Genomic DNA, 13533 nt, shown 5'->3' with positions numbered 1-13533 from the left:
GTAGCTCCAGTAACTCCAGTGAGGGGGCGGTCAGATGCGCTCGACGATGGTGGCGATGCCCATGCCGCCGCCCACGCAGAGAGTGGCCAGGCCGTAGCGGAGCTCGCGGCGCTCCAGCTCGTCGATCAGGGTGCCGAGGATCATCGCGCCGGTCGCGCCCAGCGGGTGGCCCAGCGCGATCGCACCGCCGTTGACGTTCACCTGCTCGTGCGAGAAGCCGAGTTCGCCCATGAAGCGCAGCACCACCGACGCGAACGCCTCGTTGATCTCGACCAGGTCGATGTCGGCGGCGGTCAGGCCGGCCTTGGCCAGCGCCTTGCGGGTGGCGGGGGCCGGGCCGGTCAGCATGATGGTGGGCTCGGAGCCGGAGACCGCCGCCGAGACGATCCGGGCGCGCGGACGCAGCCCGTAGCGCTCGCCGATCTCACGGTTGCCGATCGCCACCAGCGAGGCGCCGTCGACGATGCCGGAGGAGTTTCCGGCGGTGTGCACGTGGTCGATCTGCTCGACCCAGTGGTACTTCTGCAGCGTCACCGCGTCGAAGCCGCCCATCTCGCCGATGGTGGCGAAGGCGGGCTTGAGGGCGGCCAGGGTCTCCACCGTGGTGCCCGGGCGCAGGTACTCGTCACGCTCCAGCACCACCAGGCCGTTGCGGTCGCGCACCGGCACCACCGAGCGGTCGAAGAGGCCGTCGGCCTGGGCCTTGGCGGCGCGGGCCTGGGACTCGGCCGCGTAACTGTCCACGTCGGTACGGGAGAAGCCGCCGATGGTGGCGATCAGGTCGGCGCCGATGCCCTGCGGCACGAAGTTGACGTCGAAGGACGTCATCGGGTCCATCATCCAGGCGCCGCCGTCGGAGCCCATCGGCACCCGGGACATCGACTCGACGCCACCGGCCAGCACCAGGTCCTCGAAGCCCGAACGGACCTTGGCCGCAGCCATGTTGACCGACTCCAGGCCGGACGCGCAGAAGCGGTTCTCCTGCACGCCGGCCACGGTGTCGGGCAGGCCGGCGGCGATGGCGGCGATCCGGGCGATGTCGGAGCCCTGGTCGCCGTGCGGGCTGACCACGCCGAGCACGATGTCGTCGATCGCGGCCGGGTCGAGGTCGGGCAGCCGGTGGCGCATCTCGCGGATCAGCCCGACCACCAGGTCGATCGGCTTGGTGCCGTGCAGGGCGCCGCCTGCCTTGCCGCGCCCGCGCGGGGTGCGGATCGCCTCGTAGACGTACGCTTCGGTGCTCACGATGGCCTCTCTGAAGGGTCAGGACGGTCGGGCGGAGTCACGACGGTCGGCGGGTCAGGATGGTCGGGCGGAGTCACGACGGTCGGCGGGTCATGACGCTCGGCAGGGCCAGGACGGTCTGCGGGACCAAGTGCGGGAACGCCCCAGTCGCGGGCGACTTCGGCGGTGTCGGCGCCGGGCCGGCTGGGCGGGCGCCGCAGTGCGCCGGGGGTGGCGGAGAACCGCGGGGCGGGGGCGGGTTGGGTGACGCCGTGCCACGTCGGATAGGTGCCACGGGCCACCAGGTGCGGATCTGCGGCGGCTTGCCGCAGCGTCAGGACCTCGGTGACGCAGGCGTCGGAGCCGGCGAAGGCGGTCCGCCACTCGGCGCTGGTGCGTGAGGCGAAGCGGGTGGCGATCAGCGCGCGCAGTTCGGGCCAGCGGTTCATCTCGTACTGGCCGGGCGCGTCAGCAGGCAACTCCAGCAGGCGGGCGAACTCGGCGTAGAACTGCGGCTCCAGCGCGCCGACCGCGAAGTGCCCGCCGTCGCTCGCCTGGTAGACGTCGTAGCACGGGGCGCCGCCGTCCAGCAGGTTGACGCCGCGGTCATCGTGCCAGCTGCCCTGGGCGAGCAACCCCCAGATCAGGGTGGCCAGATGGGCGGTGCCGTCCACGATGGCGGCGTCCACCACCTGGCCGGCGCCGGTCGCGCGGGCGTGGTGCAGGGCGGCGAGCAGGCCGACCACCAGGTAGAGCGAGCCGCCTGCGAAGTCGCCGAGCAGGTTGGCGGGGATCGACGGCGGGCCGTCGGGCGGGCCGATCATGCCGAGCACGCCGGTGAGGGCGACGTAGTCGATGTCGTGGCCGGCGGTGGTGGCGAGCGGCCCGTCCTGGCCCCAGCCGGTCATCCGGCCGTAGACCAGCGCCGGGTTGCGGGCCAGGCAGGCCTCGGGGCCGACGCCCAACCGTTCGGCGACGCCCGGCCGGTAGCCCTCGATCAGCAGGTCGGCCCGCTCCACCAGCGCCAGCACCTGCTGCACCCCCTCGGGGGTCTTGAGGTCGACCAGCACCGAGCGCTTGTTGCGGTTGGTGAGGTCGTGCACCGGATCCTGCGCCAGCGGCGAGCCGTTCGGCCGGTCGACCCGCACCACATCGGCACCCAGGTCGCCGAGCAGCATCGCGGCGAACGGCCCGGGACCGATGCCCGCGAGCTCGACCACCCGGACACCGGCCAGCGGCCCGGCCGCGCCGGCTGTCCCGGCCGTCCCGGAACCGACCACGCGATCGCCTCCTCGCGAGCGTGACAGTGAAGCTGTAACACTGCGGATGGTATGCCGGTGACCGGCGAGTAACAAGAGCCGGGGATACCCGGACCGAAGTGCCCGGGCTGCGGCGCCCGGGGTACCCGGGCGACGGTGCCCCGGGTGCCCGGGCGGCCGCGCCCGGAGGTGCGCGGACCGGCCACTGTGCCGGAACCGCAACAACCGTGGTCCTGGCATCGCAGCCGGTCAGCGGCGCCCCATAGGCTAAGCCGCATGTCTGATCTGCTGACGGGTGTGAGCGCGCTGTGGCGCGGGCAAGCGTGGGTCGCACGGCGGCCGCGCTGGTGGTTCTTCGGGCTGCTCCCGGCGCTGATCGCGATGGTGCTGATCGGTGTGGCGCTGAGTGTGCTCGCCTGGTGGGCGGGCGACATCGTCAACTGGGCCACTCCGTTCGCCGCGCACTGGAGCTCCGGGGAGCGGGTGCTGTTCCGCGACGTGGCCACCGCGCTGCTGATCGGCGTCGGGGTGCTGATCGCTATCGTCGCGTTCACCGGTCTCACCCTGGCCATCGGGCAGCCGTTCTACGAGCGGTTGGTGCGCGCGGTGGCGCCGCCGCCGGCCGGTGGGCCGGAGATCGGGATCGGCGATGCGCTGGCCGCCGCGGTGCGGATCGGGCTGCGCACCGCACTGTGCTCGGTCGGGCTGTTCGCGATCGGCTGCGTGCCGGTGCTCGGCCAGTTGCTGGCGCCGGCGCTCGGGTTCTGCGTCGCCGGGTACTTCCTCACCGTGGAGCTCACCGGCATCGTCTTCGACCTGCACGGCGTGCCGCCCCGGGACCGGCTGCGCGGTCGCCGGCTGCTGGCGATCGGCTTCGGGCTGCCGCTGGTCCTGGCCTTCCTGGTCCCGTTCGCCACCGTGCTGCTGATGCCCGGCGCGGTGGCCGGCGCGGCGCTGCTGGTCTCGGAGCAACTGCCGCGTCCGCAAAACTGGTTGCAGCCGCCCGTAGGCTCCTTCGGGTGACGACACCCGAAGCACTCCTGGAGTTGTACGACCGCCAGTTCCGCCGCAGTTCCGATGCCCGGGGCAGGCTGCTGGCAGACGAAAGCGGCCCGTTGGTGCGGGGCGGCGCGGGCGGCATCCTCACCAGCCGGCAGCCCGATCTCGGTGTGACGGGGGCCGCGCTGGACGAGTTGATCCACCGCCAGATCGCGGGCGGTACGGCGGTGGACTGGCGGGTCCACGGCCACGACCGGCCTGGCGAGTTGGGCGACCGGCTGCTGGCCGCCGGGTTCACCGCCAGGCGCAGCGGCACCGTGCTGGTCGGCGAGACGGCGGCCGTGACGGCCGAGTTGGCGCCGCCGACCGACGTGACGCCGCAGGCCGACTTGGCGCCGCCGGCCGGGGTGGCACTGCCGACCGGGGTGCCGCTGCCTGCCGACGTGCCGCTGCCGGCCGGCGTGACGATCCGTCGGACCACCGACCCGGCGGACGCCGACCGGATCGCCGACCAGCACACCGAGGTCTGGGGCGAGGATCTGGGCTTCCTCGCCAAGCTCCTCAAGGACCGGCTGGCCGACCGGCCGGACGGCATCCCGATCCTGCTGGCCGAGGCCGCCGACGGCACCCTGGTGTGCAGCGCCTGGATGCTGCTGCGCGAGGACAGCGACTTCGCCACCCTGCTCGGCGGGTCCACGCTCAAGGCCTGGCGGGGCCGCGGCATCTACCGTGCGCTGGTCGCCCACCGGGCCCGCATCGCCGAGCAGCACGGCTACCGCTATCTGCATGTGGAGGCCTCCGACCACAGCGCGCCGATCCTGCGCCGGCTCGGCTTCCAGGCGATCACCACGGCGACCCAGTACCGCTGGTCGCCGCCGGCCTGAGCCTCCTCCGCGCTCTGTTCGAACCCCTCCCTCGCATGGGGGATGCGGAGATCAACCAAATGATTGACGCATGGTCAACTGCGGCGCCGTAGGGTCGGTCCCATGCGAACGTTGACGGCATTTCTGGTGGGCCGCACGGCCTGGGTGCGCTGGGTGCACCTGGTGCTGGGCGGCGCGCTGCTGATGCCGTTCTGGATGCTCGGCACGGTGCTGGTGTCCACGGCCTACGTCAACCCGGGGGTCAACGGCCAGGCCGATCCGCAGCGCACCATGGTGGCCCAGCTGCTGGCGGTGCTGGTGGCGCTGCCGATGGCCTGGGTGGTGGCGCTGCTGCCGGTCGCCCGGGTGCTGCTGGCCACCGCCTCCCGGGCACTGGCGGGCAGCCACGCCGGGGAGTTCGCCCACACGCCGGCCCACAGCTGGGCGGCCCGGCGGCGCACCGCGCACTGGTTCGTGCTGCACCTGCTGGTCGGCGGGGTGGTCAGCGGGCTGTCGCTGGCGGTGCCACCGCTGGTTCTGATGCTCTGCGTCTCGCCGCTGGGGTTCCTGGGCCACCCCGGGCGCACGCTGATCCACCAGGCGCTCGGCGCGCACCCGCCGCCCACTCCCCCGTTGGGCCTGGCGGTGCTGCTCGGGCTGCTGCTGATCAACGCGGGCGCCGGTGCGCTGCTGGCCCGCTGCGCCCCGGTGCTGCTCGGCCCGACGCCGGCCGAGCAGCTGGCCGCCGCGGAGCGTCGTTCCCTGGTGCTGGCGCAGCGCAACCGGCTGGCCCGGGAGCTGCACGATTCGGTGGGGCACGCGCTCACCGCGGTGACGATCCAGGCCGGTGCGGCCCGCCGGGTGCTGCATCGTGATCCCGCGTTCGCCGAGGAGGCGCTGCTCGCCATCGAGGAGGTGGCCCGGGCCGCGGTCGGCGAGCTGGACACCGTGCTCGGCATCCTGCGCGAGGACGTCGACGACGGCACCGCCCGCCCGACCGGCGGCGCCCATGACGCCAGCGGGCCGACGCTGGCCGCGCTCGACCTGCTGATCCGTCAGCTGAGCCTGGCCGGGGTGTCGGTGGCGGCGCGGACCGGCCCCGGGGTGACTGCGCTGCCCGATGCGCTCTCCCGGGAGGCGTACCGGATCGTGCAGGAGGGGCTGACCAATGTGTTGCGCCATGCCGGCTCGGTGCCGGCCACGCTGACGCTCGACATCGACCAAGGACGGCTGACCGTGGAACTGACCAACCCGATAGGCGCGGCGCGCCCGAGCCGGCCCGGCGGCGGGCGCGGGCTGCGCGGAGTGGCCGAGCGCGCGGCGGCGCGCGGCGGCGGCTGCGAGAGCGGCCGCACGGCCGACGGCAGCGGCTGGCGGCTCGCGGTCTGGCTGCCGGTGGGGGCGGCATGACCGGGATCGGCACGGGCGCACCGGACACGGCCGCCCCCGCCCTGCGCGTGGTCATCGCCGACGATGAGCGGCTGGTCCGGCTCGGCCTGCGGGTGGTGATCGACTCGGAGCCCGACCTCACCGTGGTCGGCGAGGCGGCCGACGGCAGCGAGGTGGTGCCGCTGGTGCGCGAAACCGCACCGGACGTGGTGCTCATGGACGTCCGGATGCCCCAGGTCGACGGTATCCGGGCCACCGAGCTGATCCTGGCCGCGATGCCGGAGCCGCCGCGGATCCTGGTGGTCACCACGTTCGAGCACGACGACTACGTCTACCAGGCACTGCAGGCCGGGGCCGCCGGGTTCCTGCTGAAGCGCTCCAGTGCGGAGGAGATGGTGCAGGCGGTGCGCCTGGTGGCCCGCACCGACTCCCTCCTCTACCCGGCCGCCATCCGCGATCTGGCCTCCCACCGGGCCGCATCCGCCGCTGCGGACGGCCCGCGCCGCGCCGGCAAGGACGGCGGCGGACCGATCCGCCGGCTGACCGACCGCGAGGGCCAGGTGCTGCGGCTGATGGCGACCGGCCTGAACAACGGGGAGATCGCCACCGAGCTGGTGGTGAGCCCGGAGACGGTCAAGTCCCATGTGGCCGGCATCCTCGCCAAACTGGGCGCCCGTGACCGGACGCAGGCGGTGATCACGGCCTACGACTCCGGCTTCGTGCTACCGAAGTGACCAGCGCGTGGTGGGTGGCACGGCCAGCCGTACCACCCACCGTCTCAGCGCCCGTTCCCGTTCCCGTTCGCGTTGCGGGCGCGGCGCCAGGCGGAATCGGCCAGCAGGCGCAAGCCGTTGAGGCCGACGATGACGGTGGACCCCTCGTGCCCGGCGACACCGAGCGGCAGCGGCAGGGTGCCGACCAGGTCCCAGACGACCAGGCCGGTGATGAAGAACGCGGCGATGGCCAGGTTCTGCACCACCAGGCGCCGGGCCCGGCGCGAGAGCGCCACGACCGCGGGGATGCTGGCCAGCTCGTCGCGCACCACCACGGCGTCAGCGGTTTCCAATGCGAGGTCGGATCCGGCCCGTCCCATGGCGATGCCGGTGTGGGCGGCGGCCAGCGCGGGGGCGTCGTTGACGCCGTCGCCCACCACCAGCACCTTGCGCCCGGCCTTCTCCAACTCCCGTACGGCGTTGACCTTGTCCTGGGGCAGCAGTCCCGCGCGGACGTCGGTGATGCCGACTTCCTGCGCGAGGCGGGCGGCGGCGCGCGGGTTGTCGCCGGTGACCAGGACCGGAGTGCCACCGGTCAGGCCGGTGAGGGCGGTGACGGTGGCGGCGGCCTCCTCGCGCAGCCGGTCCGCGATTCCCAGCACGCCTACCGGGCTGTCCTCGACCTCCACCAGGACCGCGGTGCGGCCCTCCTGTTCCAGCTGGGCGGCCACCGCGGCGGCCGGATGGTCGGTGCGCCCGGCCAACAGCCGGGCGGGGCTGCCGACCGCGACCGCCTTGCCCTCGACGGTGGCGGTCACACCGGTGCCCGGGGCGGAGTTGAAGTCCTCCGCCGGCGCGATCTCCAGGTCGCGGGCGCGGGCTGCGTCCACGATCGCGCGGGCCAGCGGGTGCTCACTGGGATGCTCGGCCGCCGCCGCGACCCGCAGCAGCTCCTCCTCGCTCAGACCGGCGGCGGCCAGCGGGCGCAGGTCGGTCACCTGCGGGGTGCCCTCGGTCAGGGTGCCGGTCTTGTCCAGCGCCACCGCGTCGATCTGGCCGAGCTGTTCCATCACCACGGCGGACTTGACCAGGACACCGTGGCGACCCGCGTTGGCGATCGCCGACAGCAGCGGCGGCATGGTGGCCAGCACCACCGCGCACGGCGAGGCGACGATCATGAAGGTCATCGCCCGCAGCAGGGTGGGCTGCAGCGCGGCGCCGAAGAGCAGCGGCAGCGCGAACAGCGCGATCGTCGCCGCGACCATGCCGAGGCTGTAGCGCTGCTCGACCTTCTCGATGAACAGCTGCGTCGGCGCCTTGGTCCCGGAGGCCTCCTCCACCATGGCCACGATCCGGGCGATCACCGAATCGGCCGGGTCGCGCTCGACCTTCACCCGCAGGACGCCGGTGCCGTTCAGGGTGCCGGCGAACACCTCGTCCCCGGCCTCCTTGGCCACCGGCAGCGGCTCACCCGTGATGGTCGCCTGGTCAACCTCGCTGGCGCCGTCCACGACGCGGCCGTCGGCGCCGACCCGCTCGCCCGGGCGCACCAGGATGGTGTCGCCCACGACCAGTTGCCCGGTGGGCACCGTCTCCTCGCTGCCGTCGTCCAGCAGGCGGGCGGCGGTGGTCGGGGCGAGGTCGAGCAGGCCGCGGACCGAGTCCGCGGTGCGGGCGGTGGCGACCGCCTCCAGGGCGCCGGAGGTGGCGAAGATGACGATCAGCAGAGCGCCGTCCAGCACCTGCCCGATCGCCGCCGCCCCCAGGGCCGCGACGACCATCAGCAGGTCCACGTCCAGGGTCTTCTCCCGCAGGGCCTGCAGGCCCGCCCAGCCGGGCTCCCAGCCGCCGGCGGCGTAGGCCAGGGCGAAAAGCGGCCCCCACGCCCACGCCGGCGCCCCGAGGAGGTGCAGCGGCAGTCCGATCAGGAACAGCACCAGGGCGGCCGCCGCCCAGCGGGCCTCGGGGAGCGCGAAGATCCGCGTGCGGCGCCTGGGCGCGGCCGCGTCGCGCACGGCTGCGTCGCCGACGGGCGCCGGGCGGGTGAGGGTGGAAGACATCGAGACGGGGTCCTTACGCGGATGTGGGCGGGCAGCGTCCAACCCCACCACCGTAACAGGAATACATGAACACCGATTCATGTGTTCATAAGCAGGCAGCGTACGATAGTCGCATGGGTCATGGAGCACCTCCCGCCAGCCGCGTCCCGCGCACCCGCCTCACGGCGGACAACGCCGCGAAGGTGGCCGCCACGCTGCAGGCGCTGGCCACTCCGTCACGGCTGCTGATCCTCGCCCGCCTGCGCGAGGGCCCGCTCCCGGCAACCGAGTTGGCCGCCGAGGTCGGCATGGAGCAGTCCGCCTGCTCCCACCAGCTGCGCCTGCTGCGCAACCTCGACCTGGTGGTCGGCACCCGCAAGGGCCGCTCGGTGGTGTACTCCCTCTACGACGACCACGTCTGCGAACTGCTCGACCAGGCCCTGTACCACGTCGACCATCTCCGCCTCGGCGTGAGCGACACCGCCGCGGCCATCGCCGAGCCGGAACGGGCAGCGGCAGCCGCCCCGAGCGCCTGAACGCCGTCTGGCCGCCTGGCCGTTTGCCCGTCTGGCCGCCTGGCCGTTTGCCCGGTTGCCCGTCTCAGATCCGCCAGGAGCGGATCCGGTCGGCCGCCGCGAAGATGTCGGCCTCGGCGGCGGCCACGTCCCGGGCCAGCTCCACCAGCGCACCGTACGGCGGGTCGATGCCCTCCTTCGCGGCGTGCATGTAGGCCGCCGTCGCCATGCAGGCGTAGAGGTTGTTGCGCACCGGCAGCGGGCGCAGCAGCACGATGGTGTGCATCAGGGCGGCCGCGCACCAGGCCGGGTCGGCGTCATGGCCGAGTTGAGCGGTGTTCACCCGGTGCCGCGCGACGGCGGCCTGCAGCGCGGAGTAGTCCCGCACGCTCAGATCCTCGGGCGAGGCCTGCTCCTGGACGTCGAGCAGCCACCGGATGTCGACGCGCAGCATGCTCACGCCGCGGTGCGCCTTGCCGCCGGGGCGTCCTCGGGGAAGGCGGCGTCGAACTCCTCCAGGTGCGCGTTCCAGAACGCCACCGCATGGTTGACGAAGGTTCGGCGCTGCTGCTCACGCACGCTCAGATCGTGCACATACGCTTTGACGGTCTTGCCGTCTGCCGCGGCGGCCTCGCGGATCGCGGCCAGTTCTGCCTCGGTGTACTCGATGTTGAGTGCTGGCATGCGCTCAGGGTACCGGAGAGGTACCGGCCCGCGAGGGCGATCGAACTTTCTCGCGAACGGCTGCAACAGGCCCACCAGCCCATCGCGTTAGCCAGGCATGAAGCACTCACCGACGACCGGACCGGCCACTCCAGGCCCGCCTGACTTCCTGGAGTTCGCCACGGCCCGCGGCGGTCACCTCTTCAAGACGGCGTACCTGCTCACCGGCGGGGACCGCCACTTGGCCGAGGACCTCGTACAGGAGGCACTCAGCCGTCTGTTCGTGCGCTGGCGGCGGGTGTGCAAGGTGGAGAACCCGGCCGGCTACGCGCAGACGGTGCTGGTCAACACCTTTCTCTCGCTGCGCCGCCGGCGCAGCAGCACCGAGCGGGTGACCTTCGAGTTCCCCGAAGTGGCCGTCAGCGACACCGATCCGACCCTCCGGCTCACCCTGCTGCGCGCGCTGCAGGACGTCTCCGCCTCGGACCGCGCGGTCCTGGTGCTGCGGTACTGGGAGGACCGCAGCGTCGAGGAGACGGCAGCCGCACTGCAGTTGAGCCCCACCGCCGTCCGGTCGCGCGCCCACCGCGCGCTCAACCGGATGCGGGCCCTGCTCGGCGACAGTCTCGCCGAGCAGACCGGGAGCGGCGGACCGCGCTGAGCGCGGCTCCCCTCCGCTCCAGCGGACTTCGACCACGTCCTGTCAGATCTGATCAGAAAGCAGGCCTTAGCCATGCCTTTTGAGGATGACTTCAGCAACGCCCTACGAGAGGCGGCCGACGCCTCCGAGGCACCGCCGGTGCAGCTGATGGCCACCGGCGCCGCCCAGCGCGGCCGGCGCACCAAGCGCCGCCGCGCCGTGCTCGCCGCGACCGCCTCGGTTGCGGTGCTGGCCGTCGCCGGCACCCTGGCCGTCCAACTGCGCCCGGCCGCTTCGCACCGCGCGACCACCGACCTGAACGCGGCGGCCTCCGTCAGCGCCTCCCACCCCGCTGCGCAGGCCGACTCCGTCGACCCCAAGCCGATGACCGACGATCAGATGCTGGCCCTGTTCAAGTCGAAACTGCCGAGCGGCCTCCAACTGACCAGGCCGCTCGGCCAGGGCACCGAGACCAACAGCCAGTCCGGCATCCAGGAGGCGATGGCCGGTTACACGGTCGTGGACAGCAAGGGCTCGGGCGGGGTGGAGATCACCGTCACCCACCAGAGGGCGGACCTCAACTCGGCGGACATGCTCTGCTCCCCCGCCTGGACCAACTGCACTCGGACCGCCCAGCCCGATGGCAGCTATCTGCGCCTCGACCTGCCCCCCAAGGCCGTCGGCGGCGAGCAGCTCTGGGCCGTCCAACTGCAGCGGCCCGACGGCATCGTGGTGACGGCCAGCTCCAGCGACCTCCCCGGCCCCGGCGCACCCATGAGCCCCGACCCGACCCGCGACGCGCCGGTACTGACAGCCGATCAGCTGAAGGCCATCGCCCTTGACCCGGTCTGGCTGCAAGTGGGCGCCGCACTTGCCGCACCGCACGACGCCCCCGAGAACCACTCGCCTCATCCCCAGTGGGCAGGACTGCCGACCGACGACATCCTGCGGATCGCCGCCCCGCTGCTGCCGGCCGGCCTGACCGAGAAGCAGATCACGGGGGCGGCGGCTCCCGCGAAGGACGACGGATTCGCCTCCTTCACCGTCGACGACGGCTCCGGGGTGAGCCTGGTCCGGGTGACCGTCGAGGACTGGAGCGGCTTCCAGCAGACCCGGTACAGCGGCCCGCCGATCGACACCGAGTTCACCAAGGCCACCGTCCTGCCGAACGGCGACAAGCTGAACTCCGGCGCCGACAACCCGGCCTTCAACAACAAGGGCGTGACCCGCAACTGGGCCCAGGTCCTGACGCCGAACCACCTCATGGTCCTGATCGAGTCGTTCAACGGCACCGACTTCAAGGGCGACGGGATCACCCGCAGCCTGCCCGCACTCACCCTCGACCAGGTCAAGGCGATCGCGACCAGCCCGACCTGGCACGGACCCACCAAGTAGCCGCGCCGGAACGGACGGTGCGCCGATCCGCCCGGGGGACGGATCGGCGCACCGATCACCACTCCTGCATCTCCTACGCCTCCTACATCGGATCCACCTGCCGCAGCCCCTCACCGTCCAGCTGCAACCAGCGGGTCAGCCCGAGCCGCCGCAGGAACCGCACGTCGTGGCTGACCACCACGAACGCACCGCGGTACGACTCCAGCGCCTCGGTGAGCTGGCGCATGCTGGCCAGGTCGAGGTTGTTGCTGGGCTCGTCGAGCAGCAGCAACTGCGGTGGCGGGTCTGCGAGTAGCAGCGCCGCCAGGGTGGCGCGGAACCGCTCGCCGCCGGAGAGCGTGCCGGCCGGCCGGTCGGCACGCCGCCCCCGGAACAGGAACCGCGCCAGCCGGGCCCGCACCAGGTTGTCGCTGATCCCGGGCGCCAGCGCCTTGACGTTGTCCACCACGCTGAGCTTGTCGTCCAGCAGGTCGAGTCGCTGCGGCAGGTAGCGGATGGTCACTGGTGTCAGCAACTCACCGCTGAGCGGTGCGAGTTCACCGGCGATGGTGCGCAGCAGCGTGGTCTTGCCGGCGCCGTTGCCGCCGACCAGGCCGACCCGCTCGGGGCCGCGCAGGGTCAGGTTGACGGTGCCGCCGTGCGCCAGCGCGACGTCCGTCATCCGCACCACGGTGCGCCCCTCCGGAACTTCGGTGCGCGGCAGGTCGATCCGGATCTCGGCGTCCTCGCGGAACGCCTCCTCCGCGGCGACCAGCCGCTCCTGGGCGTCGGCCAACCGGTCGGCGTGCAGGGTGCGGTGCTTGCCTGCGGAGACCTGGGCCTGCCGCTTGCGTTCGCCCATCACGATCTTGGGCTCCCGCTTGTTCTCGTACATCTTCTTGCCGTAGCGCACCCGGCGAGCCAACTTCACCTGGGCCTCGGCGAGTTCGCGCTTCTGTCGCTGCACATCGCTCTCGGCGACCCGGACCATCCGCTCGGCGGCCTCCTGCTCCACGGCGAGCGCAGCCTCATAGTCCTCGAAGTTGCCGCCGTAGAAGTGGACTTCGCCGTCCCGCAGGTCGGCGATCTGGTCCACATAGGAGAGCAACTCCCGGTCGTGGCTCACGATCACCATCACACCGGAGTAGCTCTCCACCGCCTCGTACAGGCGTTCGCGGGCGGCGCGGTCCAGGTTGTTGGTCGGCTCGTCGAGCAGCAGCACGTCGGGTCGGTCCAGCAGCAGGGCCGCCAACCGGAGCAACACCGCTTCGCCGCCGGACAGTTCGCCGACGGTGCGGTCCAGCCCCAGCGCACCGAGGCCGAGCTTGTCGAGGGTGGCCTCGGCCCGCTCCTCGACGTCCCAGTCGTCGCCGATCACGGCGAAGTGCTCCTCGGCGACGTCCCCGGACTCGATTGCCCGCAATGCCTCCCGCCGCGCCCGGATGCCGAGCGCCTCGTCCACCCGCAGGCCGATGTCCAGCGCCAAGTCCTGCGGCAGATAACCGAGTTCGCCCCCGATCCGGACGGTTCCGCCAGTCGGGGTGAGCTCACCGGCGAGCAGCCGCAGCAGGGTGGACTTGCCGGCCCCGTTGAGGCCGATCAGCCCGGTCCGGCCGGGCCCGACGACCAGGTGGAAGTTCTCCAGCACGGGCTTGCCATCGGGCCACTCGAAGCTGAGGTCAGTGCAGAGGATCGCGGTGGTAGGTGATGCCATAGGGGCCTCCTGCGAGGTTGCGCGAATGTGGGAACGAGCAACACGGGAGACACCGCCAGGAGGGCGAAGCGAGAGCAACGGAAGGCGTCCGCACGGGGACAGCTCATACCGAGATCGCAGGCACGCTCCATGAATCGCGCG

The 13533-nt window shown here is 72.5% G+C and carries 13 protein-coding genes; 7 read left to right on the top strand and 6 right to left on the bottom strand.

Annotated features, from left to right (window positions below):
- Positions 1–30 precede the first annotated feature (30 nt).
- The gene (locus E6W39_RS32225) at positions 31–1245 is read right to left on the bottom strand and encodes an acetyl-CoA C-acetyltransferase (protein WP_141636483.1); all 1215 of its coding nucleotides are present in this window, start codon (positions 1243–1245) and stop codon (positions 31–33) included.
- A complete protein-coding gene (locus E6W39_RS32220) occupies positions 1242–2459 on the bottom strand; it encodes a CaiB/BaiF CoA transferase family protein (RefSeq protein ID WP_228718754.1) in 1218 nt (405 codons plus the stop codon). Before E6W39_RS32220 ends, E6W39_RS32225 begins: the two co-directional genes overlap by 4 nt.
- 300 nt (positions 2460–2759) lie before the next feature.
- Between E6W39_RS32220 and E6W39_RS32215 the strand changes: the two genes are divergently transcribed.
- The 4 genes from E6W39_RS32215 to E6W39_RS32200 all read left to right on the top strand — a co-directional run bounded on the left by E6W39_RS32215 (position 2760) and on the right by E6W39_RS32200 (position 6468).
- Positions 2760–3506: an EI24 domain-containing protein gene (locus E6W39_RS32215; RefSeq protein WP_141636481.1), complete on the top strand. Its 747-nt coding sequence runs from the start codon at positions 2760–2762 to the stop codon at positions 3504–3506.
- Positions 3503–4366, top strand: a complete 864-nt coding sequence (locus E6W39_RS32210; protein ID WP_141636480.1) for a GNAT family N-acetyltransferase — start codon at positions 3503–3505, stop codon at positions 4364–4366. The genes E6W39_RS32215 and E6W39_RS32210 overlap by 4 nt, the downstream gene beginning before the upstream one ends.
- Before the next feature lie 102 nt (positions 4367–4468).
- A complete protein-coding gene (locus E6W39_RS32205; protein WP_141636479.1) occupies positions 4469–5755 on the top strand; it encodes a sensor histidine kinase in 1287 nt (428 codons plus the stop codon).
- Complete coding sequence (locus E6W39_RS32200) at positions 5752–6468, top strand: response regulator transcription factor (RefSeq protein WP_141636478.1); 717 nt, start codon at positions 5752–5754, stop codon at positions 6466–6468. Before E6W39_RS32205 ends, E6W39_RS32200 begins: the two co-directional genes overlap by 4 nt.
- A gap of 44 nt (positions 6469–6512) precedes the next feature.
- On the opposite strand, the gene E6W39_RS32195 is transcribed toward E6W39_RS32200, so the two are convergent.
- Positions 6513–8507, bottom strand: coding sequence for a heavy metal translocating P-type ATPase (locus E6W39_RS32195; protein WP_141636477.1), 1995 nt, complete (start codon positions 8505–8507; stop codon positions 6513–6515).
- Between the two features lie 113 nt (positions 8508–8620).
- Here E6W39_RS32195 and E6W39_RS32190 point away from each other — a divergent pair, with 113 nt between their 5' ends.
- Positions 8621–9022, top strand: coding sequence for an ArsR/SmtB family transcription factor (locus E6W39_RS32190; protein WP_141636476.1), 402 nt, complete (start codon positions 8621–8623; stop codon positions 9020–9022).
- A 64-nt stretch (positions 9023–9086) separates the two neighbouring features.
- On the opposite strand, the gene E6W39_RS32185 is transcribed toward E6W39_RS32190, so the two are convergent.
- Together E6W39_RS32185 and E6W39_RS32180 are read right to left on the bottom strand one after the other, a co-directional pair.
- Positions 9087–9455 carry a toxin Doc gene (locus E6W39_RS32185; RefSeq protein WP_101379698.1) on the bottom strand — a complete coding sequence of 123 codons (369 nt, stop codon included), beginning with the start codon at positions 9453–9455 and terminating at the stop codon, positions 9087–9089.
- 2 nt (positions 9456–9457) lie between these two features.
- Entirely contained in the window at positions 9458–9685 is a 228-nt protein-coding gene (locus E6W39_RS32180) for a hypothetical protein (protein WP_181799541.1), read from the bottom strand.
- A 97-nt stretch (positions 9686–9782) separates the two neighbouring features.
- Here E6W39_RS32180 and E6W39_RS32175 point away from each other — a divergent pair, with 97 nt between their 5' ends.
- Both E6W39_RS32175 and E6W39_RS32170 read left to right on the top strand, forming a co-directional pair.
- A complete protein-coding gene (locus tag E6W39_RS32175; RefSeq protein ID WP_141636475.1) occupies positions 9783–10325 on the top strand; it encodes a SigE family RNA polymerase sigma factor in 543 nt (180 codons plus the stop codon).
- Between the two features lie 72 nt (positions 10326–10397).
- A complete protein-coding gene (locus E6W39_RS32170; protein ID WP_141636474.1) occupies positions 10398–11699 on the top strand; it encodes a hypothetical protein in 1302 nt (433 codons plus the stop codon).
- An 82-nt stretch (positions 11700–11781) separates the two neighbouring features.
- Here E6W39_RS32170 and E6W39_RS32165 read toward each other — a convergent pair whose 3' ends face one another.
- Positions 11782–13392, bottom strand: coding sequence for an ABC-F family ATP-binding cassette domain-containing protein (locus tag E6W39_RS32165; protein ID WP_181799540.1), 1611 nt, complete (start codon positions 13390–13392; stop codon positions 11782–11784).
- Between the last annotated feature and the right edge of the window lie 141 nt (positions 13393–13533).

The organism is Kitasatospora acidiphila, assembly GCF_006636205.1.
GTDB classification, from domain to species: Bacteria; Actinomycetota; Actinomycetes; order Streptomycetales; family Streptomycetaceae; genus Kitasatospora; species Kitasatospora acidiphila.
This window is presented reverse-complemented; position numbering and strand designations above follow the sequence as displayed.

Bases quoted from the DNA above. Each gene is read 5' to 3' on its own strand.
- E6W39_RS32180 (WP_181799541.1), bottom strand. From the start codon at position 9,685: ATGCCAGCACTCAACATCGAGTACACCGAGGCAGAACTGGCCGCGATC.
- E6W39_RS32200 (WP_141636478.1), top strand. From the start codon at position 5,752: ATGACCGGGATCGGCACGGGCGCACCGGACACGGCCGCCCCCGCCCTG.
- E6W39_RS32170 (WP_141636474.1), top strand. From the start codon at position 10,398: ATGCCTTTTGAGGATGACTTCAGCAACGCCCTACGAGAGGCGGCCGAC.
- E6W39_RS32215 (WP_141636481.1), top strand. From the start codon at position 2,760: ATGTCTGATCTGCTGACGGGTGTGAGCGCGCTGTGGCGCGGGCAAGCG.
- E6W39_RS32205 (WP_141636479.1), top strand. From the start codon at position 4,469: ATGCGAACGTTGACGGCATTTCTGGTGGGCCGCACGGCCTGGGTGCGC.
- E6W39_RS32175 (WP_141636475.1), top strand. From the start codon at position 9,783: ATGAAGCACTCACCGACGACCGGACCGGCCACTCCAGGCCCGCCTGAC.
- E6W39_RS32195 (WP_141636477.1), bottom strand. From the start codon at position 8,507: ATGTCTTCCACCCTCACCCGCCCGGCGCCCGTCGGCGACGCAGCCGTG.
- E6W39_RS32165 (WP_181799540.1), bottom strand. From the start codon at position 13,392: ATGGCATCACCTACCACCGCGATCCTCTGCACTGACCTCAGCTTCGAG.
- E6W39_RS32190 (WP_141636476.1), top strand. From the start codon at position 8,621: ATGGGTCATGGAGCACCTCCCGCCAGCCGCGTCCCGCGCACCCGCCTC.
- E6W39_RS32185 (WP_101379698.1), bottom strand. From the start codon at position 9,455: ATGCTGCGCGTCGACATCCGGTGGCTGCTCGACGTCCAGGAGCAGGCC.